Consider the following 17,254-nt stretch of genomic DNA (forward strand, 5'->3'; position numbering starts at 1 on the left):
GCGGCGTGGCTGCTTTTGGGGGTAACGCGCGCTGTGAAAAGTCGCTAAGCAAATGCCTCTACGGTCATAATGTAAGTTTGGGGTAAGATGGCGGTTTTGCAGCAGGGGCAGGGATTGATCGGCATCGCGTTTATCCTGACGTTGGCATGGGCGTTGTCCGAAGATCGCGCAAGCCGGCCATCATGGCGTTGGATATTCGGCGCGCTTTTTGTGCAAATTGTCCTCGCGCTGGCGGTCACCCGCGTGCCGTTCATCTGGACCTTAGTCGGCTATGCCAATAATGCGGTCGCGGCAGTGGAAAAGGCGACATTGGTCGGGTCCAGCTACATGTTTGGCTACACTGGCGGCGCGCCGATTCCCTTTGTGCTCAAGCCCGGCGCAGAACAGCCTGTCATCGTCGCATTTCAAATATTGCCGCTCATCATCGTTTTCTCCGCGCTTTCTGCTTTGTTGTGGCATTGGGGCATCTTGCGTGCTGCGGTTCGGGGCCTGTCTTGGGCCTTACGCAAGACCTTGGGCGTTAGCGGCGTCGTTGGCCTCGGCGGCGGCGCGACGATGTTTCTGGGCGTTGTTGAAACCCCGTTAGTCCTGCGGGCGTGGTTTGAACGGATGAGTAGGTCTGAATTGTTCATGATCATGGTGCTGATCATGGCCACAATCTCCGGCGCCATTCTTGTCCTTTATGCCACGACCTTGTCCAAAACCGTGCCGAACGCCGTTGGGCATATGATTGTGGCCTCGCTGATTTCCTTACCCGCCGCTGTGTTGATTGCGCGGCTGATGGTTCCTGGCGACGGCAGCTTGAACGCAGTGGATGCAGACGCTGACCTGAAATATGAAAGCAGCATGGACGCAGTCATTAAAGGCACGATGGAGGGCATCCAATTGGTGCTGTCCGTCATCGCCATCATCATAGTCGTGTTTGCCTTGGTCAATTTGACCGACCAGCTGCTGGCCCTGCTGCCCCAAGTGGATGCACAGCCACTCACCCTCAAACGCATTTTTGGCTGGCTGTTCGCGCCGTTGATGTGGAGCATCGGCATCCCATGGGGCCAAGCACCCGCGGCAGGTGCATTGATGGGCACCAAAACTATACTTAACGAATATGTCGCCTATCTTGATCTCGCTGCCCTGCCCGCCGATACCTTTGACGCGCGCAGCAAGCTGATCATCACTTATGCTTTATGCGGCGTTGCGAACCTTGCCAGCGTCGGCCTGTTGGTATCAACCATCGCCACGCTCGCGCCTACACGGCGCGCAGAGGTTTCCGCGCTGGGAATGAAAAGCTGGGTCGCCGGTAATATGGTTTCCGCTATGACTGGCGCGGTTATTGGACTTGTCACCTTGGCCTAAGCCGCTTCATCACTGCATTAACTTGATAATATAATCCTAGCGTCAGAAACCCACGAAGCGGACGTTGCCTTCAACTGGTTCGCGCTGCCGCTCAAAGCCGTTCACCGCAGCCTCTTCGTCTCTATAGCCAATGGCCATACCACAGAAGAAAATGTGGGTTTCATCGGAAACGCCGATAAATTCCTTGATGAGCTTTGCATGCATGGCGAGGAATTCCTGAGGGCAAGTATCCAGCCCTTCTTCACGCAGCAATAACATAATGGTCTGAAGCCACATCCCGACATCCGACCATTGCGGTGAGCCCATGCGGCGGTCAAAATAGCACAGCAGCACCGCAGGGGCATTGAACGACATCACATTGTTGCGAACGAAATCGCTTCGCGCGTCAGCGTCAGAGCGACCAATACCCATGGCCTGATACATCGACGCCCCCACTTGCGCCAAGCGCGCCTTACATTCAGGGATAACCTCTGGGTCGGACCATGAATATTCAGGCGGATCCTGCATAGGCGAAGCGAGCATTTTCTGTTGCAGCTCAGCAAGCGGCTCGCCCGTCAGGATCGTTGCTTCCCACGGTTGAAAATTACAACCCGACGGCGCCCATCGCGCCTTGTCCATGACCCGGTGAAGCAACTCCAGCGAGACGGTATTGGGTGTAAACGCGCGAACTGAACGGCGCGAAAGTACGGCTTGGCTTACGGTTAATTGGTTCATGCAAGGTCAACTGCCTATATAACTGCGATCGGTCAAGCCCATGCAGCGTTCATCTAAACAGGTCAGATTGTGTGATCATCGAGAGTATAGAAAAATGGTGCCGCCTATAGGATTCGAACCTACGACCCCCGCATTACGAATGCGATGCTCTACCAACTGAGCTAAGGCGGCATGTGGCGCTTCGGCCGGGGCTTCGCATAGCTAAGAGCGCTGATGAGTTCAAGTGGCCTTTGTGCGGAGCGGGGTTAATCGCCCGATAGCACCCAGCCAACGCTGATCTGCTTGGCGGCCAATGGAACGTCAAGCCGCGCCTCGCTAAAATCGACCTTTGCGCCTGGCGCAAGCGTGCTGGCCTTGGCTTTCATTTTCCAACTGTAGACCGGTCTGCCACTGGCATCCTTGAGCGTCACCAGCAGGTCGGGCACATTTTGCTGTACCCCAGTCGGGTTCACAATACTGCCGCTCGCGATAAAATATGGCGTGCCATCTTCGCGCGTGTTCAGTGCCAGATTATCGTTGAGCACAATAGTGAGGTCGGGTTGTTCTGTCGTGCTGGAAAAGCCGATATTTGGCATACCGAAATAAGAGATAGCCGTGCCAATGAAGGTGACCGTCAGCGCAAAGATGACCGCTACCAAAGTCCAGATTTTCGCAGGGCTGCGACGTTGGTTGAACGGTGGCGCATGCGCAAAGCGGCTTTGCTTTGGTTCTGTATCTGCCCATTTGCCTGCACTTAACGACGGATCGACATATACAGGCGCCTGATCAGGCGCGGCCGCGCGCTCAGGCGCAAATCTAGGGAAGGCAGGCTGTGCGTCATCCGCATCCGTTTCTGCGCCCATGAATCGGGGCGCGGGATCTAGAACGGGGTTTGGGGCGCTTTCTGCTGGCTCTGCACCCATTGGTGACATTTGTGCGGCGGCAGCACCCTCTGGCGGGGCGACAACGGGCGCCGGGTCGCTCGGTTCGGCTGGGGCGGGGATGGAGGGTGTTGGCGCCGTCGGGGGAGCCGCCGCCTCTTGAAACCATGCATGCTTGCAATTGGCGCAACGTACTTGGCGACCATCAACACCAACGGCATTGTCAGGAACATTGTAACGTGTGCGGCAGGAAGGGCAAACAAGCAGCATGAAAAAGACTAAACAGCAGCATCTTGTGACTTGCAACCCCGCTGGTGAAAATTGCTGTGGACGACGCGTTTTCGGGTCGCGACTCGACCATGAATAGCCCCTATCCTGTCCTATTTTTCGCGCCATTTGTCGCTGCGGTGCGGCGCATTCCGCTTGCTGTGACGACGCTTGCTATGCTTAAGTCGTGCTTCACGGTGATTACTGTGTTAAAGAAGAATTTATGATCAGTCGCTCTATCGCTTTCATATTGTTGATCTGGATGCTGGGCTTTGCTTGGTTTGCTTTGCTGTTGCCGCAGCCAGCGCCCATTGCGCCAAGCGATGGTGTTGTCGTGCTGACCGGTGGTGCACACAGAATTGATCGCGGGCTAGAAATATTGGAATCGGGCAAGTCCAAAAAATTGCTGATTTCTGGCGTAGACCGCGATGTGAAGCCGCCCGAGCTTGAGGCACAATATCCAAAATCTGCCCAATATTTCCAATGCTGCATCGCGCTGGGTTTCCAATCGGTAGACACACGGTCCAATGCATTAGAAACGGCAGCATGGGTAAAGCGGAACAATATGCGCAGCATTCGACTTGTTACGCATGATTGGCACATGCGCCGCGCGCGCTTTGAACTTGACCGGGCCTTGCCCAATGGCATCACCGTCACCAATGATGCGGTGTCGACCCAACCCTCGCTTGGCGGCTTGTTCAAGGAATATAACAAATATTGGTTGCGCGCTGTCGCGTCGCTTATTGGGCTTTAAGCCATGATGGCAGTCATCCGGTCTGCTGTTTACATCGTGATATTCTACACAGGCTCGGTGTTTTTCGTGGTTACCGCGTTCTTGGCGCAATGGTTCTCCGTCCCGCTGATGCAATGGGCCGTGCGCGGCTGGTCGCGCTGGCAATATACCTGCTACCGCCGGATATTGGGCATCAACATCAAAATTGAGGGCGCATTGCCGCAAAAGCCCGTTCTCTACGCCATCAAACATGAAAGCATGTTTGAAACCATCGACATGCCCCGCATGTTTCACAAACCCGCGGTGGTGACGAAGAAAGAGCTGTTTGATATCCCCTTATGGGGTCCAGCCGCGCAGGCCTATGGCATGATCCCGGTTGACCGCAATGGCGGCGCGGCGGCACTGCGGGCCATGCTGGTTCTTGCTAAGAAAATGATCGCCGACGGACGACCAATCGTGATCTTCCCCGAAGGTACGCGGGTCGCCCCCGGCCATCAGCCCCCATTACAGTCGGGCTTTGCAGGCTTGTATAAGCTTATCAACCTGCCCGTCGTGCCGATTGCGGTGGACAGCGGCACGTTAAGCCCACGCAAAACGGGTATCTGGAAATCAGGGACGATTACCTACAAGATTGGCGAGGAACTACCCACGGGTCTGCCTCGCGCGGAAATTGAGGCGCGGGTCCATGCTGCGATTAATGCACTGAACGTTTAGGGTCAGGACCTAATGCTTGCGCCCGAAATCGGGTGCGTCATCATCTTGGCCCTGTTCCACAATCGACCGTCGGATATTGCGCGTGCGGGCAAATAATGCCTCCAACTCGTCGCCTTTATCATACCGGATCGCGCGCTGCAGTGCGCTTAAATCTTCGGAAAAACGCTGAAGCATTTCGAGGACGGCGTCCTTGTTAGACAAAAACACATCGCGCCACATCACCGGGTCGGACGCAGCAATGCGCGTGAAGTCCCGGAAACCACCTGCCGAATATTTAATAACCTCGCTTTGCGTCACGCCTTCCAAATCATCGGCTGTGCCCACGATGGTATAGGCGATCAAGTGCGGCAAATGGCTGGTGACGGCAAGCACCATGTCATGGTGACGCGCGTCCATAATTTCGACATCGGCGCCAAGCTGTTGCCAAAAAATGCGCAGGCGCTCAATTGCGGCCTCGGGTGCATTTTCGGGTGGCGTCAATATGCACCAGCGCCCCTTGAACAAGGTCGAGAAACCGGCGTCAGGCCCACTTTTTTCGGTGCCGGCCACAGGATGGGCAGGAATTATGATCGCGTTCGGAAGCGCGGCGCCGAGGGCCTCTGCCACGCTTTGCTTGCAGGAACCGACATCGCTGATAATCGCATCGATTGGTAGGTCAGCCGCGAACTCGGCCGCAACCGCGCCCATAGCGCCCACAGGCACGCACAAGATGACAAGGTCCGCATCCATCACCGAAGCGCCAGCCGTGTCGGTCACATCATCGCAGAAACCAAGCGCAATGGCGCGTTCACGCACAGTCGGGTCGGCGTCATGTCCGGTAATGCGCACTGCGGGCATCTGCGCCCTGACCGCGCGTGCCACCGATGAACCGATCAGGCCCAGGCCAATAATCGTCAGGCGCGTGAAGGGTAACATTACGCGTTCGCGTCCAGGATTTTGCGCAGGGCTGACATGATACCCCGATTTTCCTTTTCGGTACCAATGGTAATGCGTAGGCCATTGCCAAGCCCCTGTCCCGGCAACCAGCGGACGATATAGCCTTCGGCCATAAGCGCGTTAAAAGCTGTCTCTGCGCTGCATGTGCCTTCGAAAAAGACCATCAGGAAATTGCCCCAGGATGGAATGACCTTCAAACCGTGGTTGGACAATGCCCCAAATTCTGCGACCATCCAGTCACGCCATTCGGCATTATGCTGACGGCTGCGCGTCACGAAATCTTTATCCGCAAGCGCAGCGATAGCCGCCGCCTGTCCTGCGGCTGTCACATTGAACGGGGCACGCACGCGGTTGAGCGTTTCAATAAGGCCCGCATGACCATAGCACCAGCCAATGCGTTCTGCCGCAAGGCCGTAAATTTTAGAGAAAGTCCGGGTGATCAAGACATTGTCATGGCGGCGCGCCAGTTCCAATGCGGCGGGACCGTCATCCTCAAGATATTCGCCATAGGCCTGGTCCAGCACGAGCACACAATTGCTCGGTAAGCCCGCATGCAGTCGCGCAATTTCGGCGTCATCGGTATAAGTGCCCGTAGGATTATTCGGGTTCGCCACAAAAACCACGCGGGTCTTGTCAGTCACCAGCGCCAGCAAAGCATCGACATCGGTGCCATAATCCTTATCCGGCGCGACAATCACATTGGCAGCCGCTTTGCGGGCCGCAATCTCATAGACCGAAAAGCCATAGCGGACATAAATGATATCATCGCCTGCGCCTGCATAGCCCATGGCAATGAGGTTCAGCAGTTCATCCGAACCTGTTCCGCAGACGATTTGATCGCTATCAATCTCATAAGCCGCGCCCAATGCTTCACGCAAAGCGGTACAGGCGGGGTCCGGATAGCGGGCCAAAGAAGCGCTTTTGTTCACCAGCGCCGCCGCAGCGTCGGCACTGCACCCCAACGGGTTTTCGTTCGCTGATAGTTTAATCAGCACGCGGCCATCGTCCGACTTTGCTTTGCCGGGTGTATAGGCGCTGATAGCTTCAATCCATGGTTTGGCTTTGGGTGTATTCATGCCCGCGGCCATAGCGGCGACAGCAGCGAAGCGCAACGTGTCGCCAACGCACTAGAGTCAGGACCACTAACACTTCTATTGCGAGTTTCTGTTGTTTCGCACGAAACCGCTGATATGGCGGTCATCATGCAGAATGACGCGCGTTTTGGTCTGGATAAAAAGACACTGTTGCTTGGGGCAGTGCAGCTCGACAGCGGTGTCGCGTTTGCGCCTGTCGAATTTGCCTATGAAACCTATGGTGCACTGAACGCCGATAAATCCAACGCCATATTGATTTGCCACGCGCTCACCGGTGACCAATATGTGGCATCAAACCACCCCGTTACGGGCAAATCGGGCTGGTGGACGCGGATGGTTGGCCCCGGCAAGCCGATAGACCCCGCGCGCCATTGCATCATCAGCATAAACGTCTTGGGTAGCTGCATGGGGTCATCTGGTCCCGCCAGCATCGATCCGGTAACGGGCGCGCCTTATGCCATGGGTTTTCCGGTCATCACCATTGCCGACATGGTCCGGGCTCAGGCTTTATTGCTGGACTATTTGGGCATCGAAACATTGGAGGCCGTGGTCGGCGGGTCGATGGGCGGGATGCAGGCCTTAAGCTGGGCTGCGTTATATCCGGAACGCGTCCGATCTGCGGTTATCATTGCTTCGACCGCGCGGCATTCGGCGCAGAACATCGCCTTTCACGAGGTCGGGCGTCAGGCAATTATGGCCGACCCGCGCTGGAACAATGGCGCTTATTATGGGCATGAAGCACCTGCGGCTGGCCTTGCCGTTGCCCGCATGGCGGCACATATCACCTATCTATCCGAAGCGGGCCTTACCGAAAAATTCGGCCGCCGTTTGCAAAATAGGGATGCCAAAAGCTTTGGCTTTGACGCCGATTTTCAGGTCGAAAGCTATTTGCGCTATCAGGGCCTCAGCTTCGTCGACCGCTTTGATGCCAACAGCTATCTCTACATTACCCGCGCGATGGATTATTTCGATCTGGCAGAGCCGCATGACGGCGTACTTGCCAAAGCCTTTGCCGGCACCAAAACCCGTTTCTGCCTAATCAGTTTTGACAGCGACTGGTTGTATCCCACGGCAGAATCGCGGCGCATTGTGCATGCCCTGAACGCAGCGGGCGCCGCGGCGAGTTTTGTTGAACTATCGAGCCCCTTTGGCCATGACGCATTTTTATTGGAAGCGCCCGAAATGAACCGCATCGTCGATGGCTTTTTGCGCGCAGGGGAAAGCCGGTGACATCTTTACGCTCCGACCTTGCGATTATCGCCCGCGAAGTACGCGCCAACGCCCGTATCTTGGATGTTGGCTGCGGCGATGGCCTGTTGATGGCGGCACTGCGCGACACCAAAGATGCTGACGCGCGCGGAATGGAGCTTGACGCCCGCGACGTGGCCACGGCGGTCGCGCGCGGGCTATCGGTGGTTCAAGGTGATGCCGACACCGACTTGGCCGATTATCCCGATGGTAGCTTTGACTATGCGATTTTAAGCCAGACATTGCAGACCACCAAAAGGCCTGATCTGGTGTTAGATCATTTGGTGCGGATCGGACGGCAGGCCTTTGTCTCCTTCCCTAATTTTGCGCAATGGCGCATGCGTTTGGCGCATATGTTTGGTGGACGCATGCCGGTGACAGAGCAGCTTCCCCATAGCTGGTATGACACGCCCAATATCCACCATGTGACCATCGACGACTTTCGCAGCTTCCTCGACGAACGGAATATTAGAATAGAAGGCCAATGGTTTTTGTCTGGAGATAAACCGCGCAATGGACGGCTTGCCAATCTGTTGGCAGAACATGCGGTGTTCCTGCTGCGGCGCGATTAGGCGGCCTCGAAACGATAATGCCTGTTGCGCCACCCTACGCGCTTTGCTAGGGGCCGCCTCCTACCTGTCTAGGCGCGTGCGGCCATGGCGGAATTGGTAGACGCGCAACGTTGAGGTCGTTGTGGGCGAAAGCCCGTGGAAGTTCGAGTCTTCTTGGCCGCACCAGGCAGTCTGTGTTCCTCACCCAGATACAAAAAATCCTGACCCCATGCTGCCCTAATAAGGCCAGTTTAGGCTAGGTTTTTTGATTTTCGCGATGGGCGAGAGGCTTTCGTGAGCATCTGTTTTACAGGGTCTGCGCCCCGCATTTGGAGCTGGCGTCTCCAACATCAGCTTTTCGTCAATCCCAGAAAATCGTGCTTGTCAGTGCTTAATGGAGATACGCCGCCTGCGCAGCCTATTTGACGGCGAAAATGGCGACGAGATCTTCAGGAGCCACGAAAGATCGTTCAATGAGTTTGGCCAGGTGCTTGTGACACCGCCCATGCGCCTTTGCGATTGCTGCAAGCGACAAAGTCGGGTTCTCCGTCACTAGCTTGCGGGCTTCGAACGCCTCTGCAAGCTTAAAGATCGCCTTCTCATCGCGCTGGGGCGACTTTGGTAGCTCGGCTTCTTCCCCTTGTATAACCAGCCTTATCTGGTGTCCTTTTCGGGCGCGCTTGGCAGGCACAGTCAACGTGACCGGTGCTTGTTCATCAGATACCGGGAGGCCCAGAAGAGATGCCAGCCTCTCTGGTCTCAGCTGAACAACGATATGGTCAGCATAGAGTGTAATCCGCTCTGTGAGCCTCTGGATAAGTTCATACTTGCTGTTGGCTGCGCCACTTCGCAGCATCGCTGCTGAAAGGTCAGCTTGCGCCAGTGCATTTTGGAGCGTGGTTGCTTCGACGTCAGACCCTGCGAGCTGTGCGATTTCTGCTGGACTGTTAAAATAAGCTGCCAGACGGTCAGTTGTAAGCTGCTCTATGTCATGTGCGTTGACGCGCCAGACGGGCGCAGTTTCTGCCTTGTCAGCCCGCGTGATATAGTAGCGATACCGAGTGGTCTTTCCCTTAGTGGCATGGGCAGGCGTCATAGGTCGCTGCTCGCTATCGAACAGGAGGCCTGTCAGCAGGCTTGGATGTTGTGCTTTGAGGCGTCTGGAGCTGCCTGAAGCATTCTCCTTAAGCTTAGCCTGGACGGCCTCAAACAGGTCTTGAGAGACGATAGCGTCATGCTCTCCGTCATAGACCTGCCCTTTGTGGACAATCTTGCCGAGATAGATCTGGTTAGAAAGCAGGTGGTAAAGCGTGCCTCGTCTAAAACGACATCCACCCCTGTGCGGGCCGCTGGCCCGGTGCTGAACCTTGGTCGTATAGCCTTGGGCGTTCAGATGATTGCCAAGGTCCTGAACGGATGGATGCTTGAGATATTGTTCGAGGATGTATCGGACTAGCATCGCTTCTTTGGGGTTCGGGATAAGCCGCCTGTTCTCAAGATCATATCCCAGAGGAACAGGGCCTCCCATCCACATGCCTTTGCGCTTTGAGGCAGCAATCTTATCTCTGATGCGTTCGCCAGTTACCTCACGTTCAAACTGGGCAAACGAGAGAAGCATGTTGAGCGTAAGCCTGCCCATGCTGGTTGTAGTGTTGAAGGACTGGGTAATGGACACAAAGCTCGCCTTGGCCGTGTCCAAGACATCGACGATCTTGGCAAAGTCAGACAAGCTTCGGGTAAGCCTGTCGATCTTGTAGACTAGGATAATATCGACCCTGCCAGCTGCCACATCACTCAGCAGACGCTTAAGGCCAGGGCGTTCCATATTCCCCCCTGAATATCCGCCATCATCATAGCGTTCAGGCAGAAGATGCCAGCCTTCATGCTTCTGGCTCAGTGCATAAGCAGCACAGGCCTCATATTGCGCATCAAGGCTGTTAAACTCTTTCTCAAGCCCATCCTCGGTGGACTTGCGCGTATAAACCGCGCAGCGGAATATCTTCTCAACCACGGCGCTTAATCCCGAAGAACCTTGGCCCTGACCAATGTGTGCCTGTTACCACTCTCGCAATCTCACTCAGAGAGCCATAGAGCCTATCCGCATAGAGATAGCCCTCTTGTCTCACCTCAACGCTGATAGTCTTGCCATTCCACTCTCGGACCAGGCGGGTGCCGGCAGATAGAGAGCGGCGCACAGAATCGACGCGCTTCTTCTCTCTTGGCTTACGGCTCTCGAGCAACACGCGATCGAACTCAGCCAGAACCCAACCAGGAATGCCGCCATAGGCATGTTCGCGGACGCGCTGGGCGTAGAGCCGACGTAGCAGGTCGATTGGGATGTTGGGAGGTTTAGCACCTTCGAGCCGTTCCCAGCGGGCATGCAGCTCCGTTTTAGAAAGGGTAGGAATGACGGTGATGTCTTTTTGCCAGACGTCATCGGTGATGGGTTGCATGAGTTGCCCTCTTGGAGAGTAGGCCTCATGCCTGCCTCCACCACCCAGAGCCCCGTGGGTCAAGCCCAGCGGGGCAAGCAGCGCGTGCCAGCGCTACTACACACTACGCTACTGCTCGAACTGGAAGTGAAGTCCAGTAGAATATGCTGGGTGTATTCCGAACGGTGCACCTTGGAGGATGCAGTAAGAAACGATTTAGAGGTCCGCTTTGCGCCCAGGAGGGGCAAATGCAAGGAAATTGACATCGATCTAGCCTTGCCCTTTCTGCTTATGACGGGCAAACCAGCGGGAACAGGCAAATAACGATAAAGGTTCTCGCGATCGGGTTTGCCGGGTGTGAAAATTGTTAAAGGTTGCAACGCGATGCCCGATGCCAAACGAAGTGCTCTATCGAAGTCTCAGAAACGGGTCCGTCTCGCCCCAAGTGAACGACAGACGCTCATCCTCGATCATGTTGCAGAGATTGTAGCGCGCGACGGTGTTTCGGCCTTGTCGATGGATCGCATCGGGCGTGAAGCGGGTATAAGTAAGTCTCTTGTCTACAATTATTTCCCCAATATAACTGATTTGCTGAGGCTTCTTCTGCAACGCGAATGGAGGCGCTTGCGACGACAACAGGTCGAAGCAGCTCAAAAAGCTAATACTTTCGAGGATTTGGTTCGTTCGGTTACACATGTTTACCTCAAATATATTGATGAGCGGGGTATGTTGATCGAACGGTTGCAAGCCGAACCCTCAGTCTCTGCTATTCACGACCCCACAGAGTTCGGTCGAGACACCGCCGTCAGCTATCTGGCCGAAATTGTTACCGAACATTTCAATTTACCTCCCGATATCGCCAGAGCAGCAACAGACATCAGCTTTGGTTTGCCGGCCGCTGCGGGTGCCTATTTGTTGCAACGCAAGCTCAGTCGAGAAGCGCTTGAAGATTTAACTGTCACCATGATCCTAGGGACGCTGACTGAGATCAAGCGTGAGCATACAAATCGGCACCAGCCGATCCGGCGTCAACAACCGGCATCAATCTGAGCGCTCAACTGACGGCTTTAGAAGTTCAGGCATGCGCTTGGGCGGCGTATCCGCTATCGCAACTAGATCGCGCTGCAACCCAAATTCGGCGCGAATGTCATCCAAGGGTTCACCGAGACGATGCTCAAACTTCACGAACTGGACGCTGCGGGCGTGCCGGCCAAGGGCCCAACCATCAGTGATAGCATCCATCCCCGGCTTGATTAGGTAGGGATCGACCAAAGTCATATGACTGGTCACAACGGCAATCCACATGGCAGCATAAGGATAGTCCATCTGGGCAAGTTGGAATGCCTGAATTGCAAGCTCACCGAGTGGTGTAGCCGGATAGCCGGTCAGGACATGATGAAGATCATGTGTCTGAAAGCCACGTAACACCTTGTAAGCTAATGCCGGAGGCATGCGATCAATTTTACCGCTTTGCAGCAATTCATCATGCCTAGCGTGGTAACCAGCTGCCAAATGTTCAACCAGATTGTTGTCGACCATGAAGGCGCGGTAAGCATGGCCCAACGTACCTGGACCATAGCTGTCGAGCGAACCAATTCGAAAATCCGGCGCAAGCCATCCTTCCCGAGCCAGCGGTCCATGGTCCGGGTGATCGAGGATCGCCGCTTCGTACTTCGCAATCACATCAGCCGGAGCTGTTTCCCACCATTCGTTGAACAACCAGTCGATCCCGTAGGTGTAGAAATTGTCGATGCTTTTGAGGAATTTTTCCCCGAAGCTACGTTCGATCTGCGTCACCATGTCAGCCTCCTCTTCGGGTTACTTGGCCAAGGTTCCGCCATCGACCGGCACAAGGGCACCAGTCATGAAAGCGGCTGCATCGCTGACCAGAAACGCCAAGGCTTCGGCCACTTCCTCTGGTGTGCCATAGCGTGCCATGGGGATACCCTGTGCCAATTGTGGCCGAGCAGCCTCTGGGTTATCGGGCGAAAGGCGGCGCTCGAGTTGGAACATCATTTCGGTTGCCGTCGGACTAGGGCAGATTGCCAGCACACGCACCCCGTGCGGCGCCAGCGCGATGGCCGCGGACTTGGTCATTCCATTCACCGCATGCTTGCTGGCAGTGTACCCAAAGATGTTACCGCTACCGCCAAAGCTCGAAACCGAGGATGTGTTGACGATCACACCGCTGCGATTGGTCAGCATGTGATGGCCGACATACTTTAGCCCCAGAAAGACACCTTTAACGTTGACCGCCATAATCCGGTCAAATTCTTCTTCCGGATAGTCTAGCGCATTGGCTATCGCACCCGATATCCCTGCGTTGTTGAACAAGATATCAACCCGCTCACCCAGCGTAAGAGCAAGGTCGATCGCCCTCTGCCAATCGGCTGCATTCACTACATCACCGGCTAGACTGGCAACGCGACCAGCGGACAAGGCGGTACTGAAATCGGCCTCCGGCCGATCGAACGCGACTACGCTGGCACCGCTCGCGCAAAGGCGATGCACGGCCGCAAGGCCAATTCCACGGGCAGCCCCGGTGATGATGGCAACGCGGCCTGTAAGGGTTTGTTCTGTCATGCTGTAACTTCCTTCGAAATCGGCCGGATTGGGTGTTGAGCGATAAATTTAGTAATCAACGCTGCGCAGCATTCAGGGGTATCGCGGTGCGGGACATGTCCAGCAGCGGGCAGTCGCGTGAGGATAGCCTCCGGGCAGGCATGGACGATGGCGTCCGCCATGGCTGGCACAAAAACGGCATCCAGATCACCCCAGATGATCTGGACGGGGCACTCGATGTGGCATTCATCCAGAAAGTCGTTGCCAAATTCTGCATCGATACCCGGCACATCAAAAGGAGATGCACGATACCAAGCCAACATCGCCTGCCACACACCCTTTTGGGTCCAGGCATGTCGATAGGCCTCGATGTCAGCATCATTCAGCAATCCATGATGATAAGGTTGCGCCAAGAAACGCTCTATCAAAGCATCGACATTGGTTTCATTGAACAGTGCATCTGCCTCGGCGGAACGCAGCATGGTGATATATTGCGATGCAAGGCGCTGGTTGGGGTCATTCCAGATCATTTTTTGCAATACTGCAGGCGGCGGCGCGTTGAGGACGGTAAGGCTGGCTGCTTTATGCGGATGCTTTTCCGCAAATGCGAACGCCAAAACGCCACCCCAATCATGTCCACATAGATGCACCATCGACAAATCAAACGCATCAATCAATGCCGCGACGTCGTCGATCAAATGCCCCAGCCTGTAGCTTTCAACATCCAGCGGGCGCGAGGTCAAGCCATAGCCACGCAGATCCGGCGCAATCAACCTGAATTCGGGCGCGAGACGTTCTGAAAGGGGGCGCCATGTGGCAGCGTGGTCGGGAAAGCCGTGCAAAAAAAGAATTGGTTCGCCGTGCCCCTGTTCCAAGCAATGAAAATCCAGTCCATTGGCCCGAACATTTCGGTTCATAGGGGAAGCGTTGGCAATAGCAGGACCCGAGGTGAAGGACATCGGGGTTATGCCCCTGTAACCGTCGTGGCCAATCGATTGCGATATGCGGTTCGCGCAGCATCGACGCTATGGCCATTGGCTTCTTGCAACATTGCAGCGACTGTTAGCTGTTTGTCTAAGCTGGGTTGCAGCAATTCGAAAACATTGCCATCGGGGTCGCGTCCGAAAAAAAGCCGCGCATTTCCGAACATATGGGGCGGCCCATGCAATTCGATGCCATGGGCCACTAACCGTGCATAGTCAGCGTCGATGTCATCGCTTTCAAAGCAAATATGGTTCCACCCCGGAGTCGCGAGAATGCGCCTGTTTCCTGGCAGAGTAGGTGGATGTGCATAGCACCAAAATTCTAGTTCGGCGTTGGCGAGCCGCGACCAAGCGCCCGTGAAACATATGTCTGAAAGTCCAGCCACATGATCGAATTTAGGACTGGGGCCGAAACTGCCTTGGCGATGGATATCGATTCCGGTGAGCAGCGCATAAAAATCAGTCAGCCTGCTGATATCTGGAGTGACCAGCGCAACGTGCGCAAACCAAGGGCGGCGTGCCTCCTCCGGCGCCCAAGGTGTTCCCTCAAGCTCCAGAAGATTGCCTTCGGGATCACGGATATAGACATAACTGTTGCCTGTTCCCAACCCCGAGGGTCGTGCATGTGAAGTCGCACCGGCGGCAACCAGTCCATCGTACAACCGGTCGGAAATCTCGCTCTGTAGGCAGATATGGCGAATCCCTGCTGAATAGACTGCCTTATCTTCCTGATCCATTTCAGGTTTACAGGCATATTCGAACAGTTCCAAACATCCGAGACTGCCCTGCAAAAACGCGCCCCGAGCAGAGGCATTATCAAGCTGCAGCATGGCACGATTGTTTGCGTTATCTTCTACGTCAAATCGGTGGGAGAGATTATAGGCATGCTGTTTGGTATAGAAGTCGATCGCCGCGTCGAGATTGAGCACAGAAAGTCCGACATGATGCAGCCCTGTGATCATTATTCTTTCACTCCGGAAGAAGCGACGGCCATTCGAGCGTCGATTTCGGCGCGGATGTCGCGATGGCGCGCCTCTGTCAAAGTATAATGCCACGCCATATAAGCGGCAATCAGCACCAGAACCGCTGGAATAACACTATAGCTGATCGTCAAGGCTAGCAGCGGTTCGGCTCTGCTCTCACCGGCAGAAACATAACCAATGCCACCAAGAATGAGCAAAGGCAGACCAGAGCCGGCAGCATATCCCATCTTCTGAACCATGGCCGTCACTGCATAAAACAGTCCCTGTTGGCGATCCAACGTGTCTGCGGTGTCGATATCTGCAGTATCAGCGATCATCGCGTGCGGCAGCATGAGCACTGCACCATAGCACGCACCTTTCAGGATAAAGAGGGCGGTAAAGACGTATACCCCGCCCTTTGGCACAAAGAACATCAACGCATTGGTTGCCGCGACGATGACGAGCGCCAAGGCAAGGGCGCGGTGTTTTTCGATCCGCTTGGCGAGCCAAACCCAACCGGGCACAACAAGCAGCGCGGCGACGAAATAGAGGAAGTATATGACGCCTATATTGGGGACGCCCACAACATCGCGCGCAAAAAACACGGTGATCGTCTGACGGAAAACTTCGCCCACCGTTGCAACAAGCACCAACAAAGTTACCTGCAAGAAAGCCCGGTTGGAGCCAAGCATTTTCATCGCCTTGGTTATGTTGAACGGGGCTTTGCGGATTGGAGCTTCGGGCTCTGGAACGAAAAAGAAGGCAAGCGCCGCACATAGCGGCAGCAAAGCTATGATAACGACGCTTAACGCCGACATCACATCTGCGCTGGTCGTTCCAGGCTGCATTTGTACATAGGCAGGGATGAGTGTCGATGTAATCAGGCCGGCGATGCTGAAGGCCTGTGAAACCGAACTTATTCGGGTTCGGACGTGATAGTCTTCGGAAAGCTCGGCTGCCCAGGCATGATAGGGTAGCAATAGCATCGTGTAGCCCAGATAAACGAGCGCGACAGCTGCAAGGAAATAGACGATATCAATACCCGGCGAGGGCCGGAATAGCAGGTAGACCCCTGCCATCATTGTCAATGATCCAAAAATCAGCCACACCCGTCTGCGACCGATTTTGGGGCGCCAGCGATCGGAAACAATTCCTATAATCGGATCGGTAATGAAATCGGATAGGCGTGCTAGGATTAACGAAATCCCGATGAGCTGCAGAGCCAATTGCATCTGTCCAGAATAGAGCGGAGCCAGATAGATTGCGATCGGTAGCCCGATCATTCCAAGGGGCAATTGCACGGACCCAAAGGCAAGAATTCGCCACAAGCCTATCTGTTGCTCTTCACGACCGGATGCTGATGCCACTTATGCCCCCTTCCAAATTCGACTTTGTAAAGCGTTTCTTGAACGATTTGTGCGATCGCTCCCCTTGAAATCCGATGATGTATCGGGCCCCATCATAGAGGAAAAATCGAATGGCCGCCGTCAAGCACCAGCGCTTGACCGGTCATGAAATTGCTTTGCTTGGATGCAAGGTAAACCGCGATACCTTCCATGTCTGACAATTGCCCAATCTTACCGGACGCTGCCCGGCGGCGACACCCGTCTTGAAAGGCTTTGGGCGTATTCAGCGACATTTCGGTCTCGATGAACCCGGGCAGGATTGCGTTAACTTGGATACCGCTGCGTCCCAGTTCGATTGCAAGTGAACGGACCAGCCCAGTCACGGCCGATTTGGTCAGGCAGTAGCCAGCGGAATTGGGTAGTCCAAGGAGTGCCGCCACCGAAGACGTGACAATCAACTTGCCCCCCGCTTTGCGGTTTTGCCAGTGACGCGTTGCAA

18 protein-coding genes and 2 tRNA genes are annotated in these 17,254 nt (G+C 55.2%); 7 read left to right on the top strand and 13 right to left on the bottom strand.

The genetic code is table 11. From position 1 onward, the window contains the following. Nucleotides 1-87: 87 nt before the first annotated feature. Nucleotides 88-1,353, top strand: a complete 1,266-nt coding sequence (locus ACILP4_RS08525) for a NupC/NupG family nucleoside CNT transporter (RefSeq protein ID WP_395620300.1) — start codon at nt 88-90, stop codon at nt 1,351-1,353. A 42-nt stretch (nt 1,354-1,395) separates the two neighbouring features. Here ACILP4_RS08525 and ACILP4_RS08530 read toward each other — a convergent pair whose 3' ends face one another. From ACILP4_RS08530 to ACILP4_RS08540, 3 genes are all read right to left on the bottom strand, one after another. Further along, nucleotides 1,396-2,067: a nitroreductase gene (locus ACILP4_RS08530; RefSeq protein WP_395620301.1), complete on the bottom strand. Its 672-nt coding sequence runs from the start codon at nt 2,065-2,067 to the stop codon at nt 1,396-1,398. 95 nt (nt 2,068-2,162) lie between these two features. Continuing rightward, a tRNA-Thr gene (locus ACILP4_RS08535) sits at nt 2,163-2,238 on the bottom strand. 74 nt (nt 2,239-2,312) lie between these two features. Further along, the gene (locus ACILP4_RS08540) at nt 2,313-3,197 is read right to left on the bottom strand and encodes an MJ0042-type zinc finger domain-containing protein (RefSeq protein WP_395620302.1); all 885 of its coding nucleotides are present in this window, start codon (nt 3,195-3,197) and stop codon (nt 2,313-2,315) included. A 220-nt stretch (nt 3,198-3,417) separates the two neighbouring features. Between ACILP4_RS08540 and ACILP4_RS08545 the strand changes: the two genes are divergently transcribed. After that, a complete protein-coding gene (locus ACILP4_RS08545) occupies nt 3,418-3,948 on the top strand; it encodes a YdcF family protein (protein WP_395620303.1) in 531 nt (176 codons plus the stop codon). 3 nt (nt 3,949-3,951) lie between these two features. Next, nucleotides 3,952-4,641 (top strand): lysophospholipid acyltransferase family protein, encoded by a 690-nt coding sequence (locus ACILP4_RS08550; RefSeq protein WP_395620304.1) that lies wholly within the window; start codon nt 3,952-3,954, stop codon nt 4,639-4,641. Between the two features lie 9 nt (nt 4,642-4,650). Here the strand turns inward: ACILP4_RS08550 and ACILP4_RS08555 are convergent, their stop codons facing one another. After that, nucleotides 4,651-5,556 carry a prephenate/arogenate dehydrogenase family protein gene (locus tag ACILP4_RS08555; RefSeq protein WP_395620305.1) on the bottom strand — a complete coding sequence of 302 codons (906 nt, stop codon included), beginning with the start codon at nt 5,554-5,556 and terminating at the stop codon, nt 4,651-4,653. Next, nucleotides 5,556-6,653 (bottom strand): histidinol-phosphate transaminase, encoded by a 1,098-nt coding sequence (hisC, locus tag ACILP4_RS08560; RefSeq protein WP_395620306.1) that lies wholly within the window; start codon nt 6,651-6,653, stop codon nt 5,556-5,558. The genes ACILP4_RS08555 and hisC overlap by 1 nt, the downstream gene beginning before the upstream one ends. 126 nt (nt 6,654-6,779) lie before the next feature. On the opposite strand from hisC, the gene ACILP4_RS08565 reads away from it, so the two are divergent. The 3 genes from ACILP4_RS08565 (at nt 6,780) to ACILP4_RS08575 (ending at nt 8,656) form a co-directional block, all read left to right on the top strand. After that, nucleotides 6,780-7,901 carry a homoserine O-acetyltransferase gene (locus ACILP4_RS08565; RefSeq protein WP_395620316.1) on the top strand — a complete coding sequence of 374 codons (1,122 nt, stop codon included), beginning with the start codon at nt 6,780-6,782 and terminating at the stop codon, nt 7,899-7,901. Next, nucleotides 7,898-8,491: a methionine biosynthesis protein MetW gene (gene metW / locus ACILP4_RS08570; protein WP_395620307.1), complete on the top strand. Its 594-nt coding sequence runs from the start codon at nt 7,898-7,900 to the stop codon at nt 8,489-8,491. Before ACILP4_RS08565 ends, metW begins: the two co-directional genes overlap by 4 nt. A 78-nt stretch (nt 8,492-8,569) precedes the next feature. After that, nucleotides 8,570-8,656, top strand: a tRNA-Leu gene (locus ACILP4_RS08575). A 232-nt stretch (nt 8,657-8,888) separates the two neighbouring features. On the opposite strand, the gene ACILP4_RS08580 is transcribed toward ACILP4_RS08575, so the two are convergent. Together ACILP4_RS08580 and ACILP4_RS08585 are read right to left on the bottom strand one after the other, a co-directional pair. Then, nucleotides 8,889-10,481 (bottom strand): recombinase family protein, encoded by a 1,593-nt coding sequence (locus ACILP4_RS08580; RefSeq protein ID WP_395620308.1) that lies wholly within the window; start codon nt 10,479-10,481, stop codon nt 8,889-8,891. Then, nucleotides 10,474-10,923 carry a DUF2924 domain-containing protein gene (locus ACILP4_RS08585; protein ID WP_395620309.1) on the bottom strand — a complete coding sequence of 150 codons (450 nt, stop codon included), beginning with the start codon at nt 10,921-10,923 and terminating at the stop codon, nt 10,474-10,476. The genes ACILP4_RS08580 and ACILP4_RS08585 overlap by 8 nt, the downstream gene beginning before the upstream one ends. Nucleotides 10,924-11,286: 363 nt before the next feature. Between ACILP4_RS08585 and ACILP4_RS08590 the strand changes: the two genes are divergently transcribed. Next, nucleotides 11,287-11,952 carry a TetR/AcrR family transcriptional regulator gene (locus ACILP4_RS08590; RefSeq protein WP_395620310.1) on the top strand — a complete coding sequence of 222 codons (666 nt, stop codon included), beginning with the start codon at nt 11,287-11,289 and terminating at the stop codon, nt 11,950-11,952. On the opposite strand, the gene ACILP4_RS08595 is transcribed toward ACILP4_RS08590, so the two are convergent. The 6 genes from ACILP4_RS08595 to ACILP4_RS08620 all read right to left on the bottom strand — a co-directional run. Continuing rightward, nucleotides 11,944-12,702, bottom strand: coding sequence for a Coq4 family protein (locus ACILP4_RS08595; RefSeq protein WP_395620311.1), 759 nt, complete (start codon nt 12,700-12,702; stop codon nt 11,944-11,946). The genes ACILP4_RS08590 and ACILP4_RS08595 overlap by 9 nt on opposite strands. Before the next feature lie 18 nt (nt 12,703-12,720). Next, a complete protein-coding gene (locus ACILP4_RS08600; protein WP_333790356.1) occupies nt 12,721-13,485 on the bottom strand; it encodes a glucose 1-dehydrogenase in 765 nt (254 codons plus the stop codon). Beyond that, the gene (locus ACILP4_RS08605; protein ID WP_395620312.1) at nt 13,482-14,381 is read right to left on the bottom strand and encodes an alpha/beta fold hydrolase; all 900 of its coding nucleotides are present in this window, start codon (nt 14,379-14,381) and stop codon (nt 13,482-13,484) included. Before ACILP4_RS08605 ends, ACILP4_RS08600 begins: the two co-directional genes overlap by 4 nt. A 47-nt stretch (nt 14,382-14,428) precedes the next feature. Continuing rightward, nucleotides 14,429-15,409 (bottom strand): VOC family protein, encoded by a 981-nt coding sequence (locus ACILP4_RS08610; RefSeq protein WP_395620313.1) that lies wholly within the window; start codon nt 15,407-15,409, stop codon nt 14,429-14,431. After that, on the bottom strand, nt 15,409-16,776 hold the full coding sequence (locus ACILP4_RS08615; RefSeq protein WP_395620314.1) for an MFS transporter: 1,368 nt from the start codon (nt 16,774-16,776) through the stop codon (nt 15,409-15,411). Before ACILP4_RS08615 ends, ACILP4_RS08610 begins: the two co-directional genes overlap by 1 nt. Before the next feature lie 92 nt (nt 16,777-16,868). Further along, nucleotides 16,869-17,254: SDR family NAD(P)-dependent oxidoreductase (locus ACILP4_RS08620; protein WP_395620315.1), on the bottom strand; the 386-nt coding region annotated here is incomplete at its 5' end.

It is taken from the genome of Sphingorhabdus sp. (assembly GCF_044239045.1).
Classification (GTDB): domain Bacteria; phylum Pseudomonadota; class Alphaproteobacteria; order Sphingomonadales; family Sphingomonadaceae; genus Sphingorhabdus_B.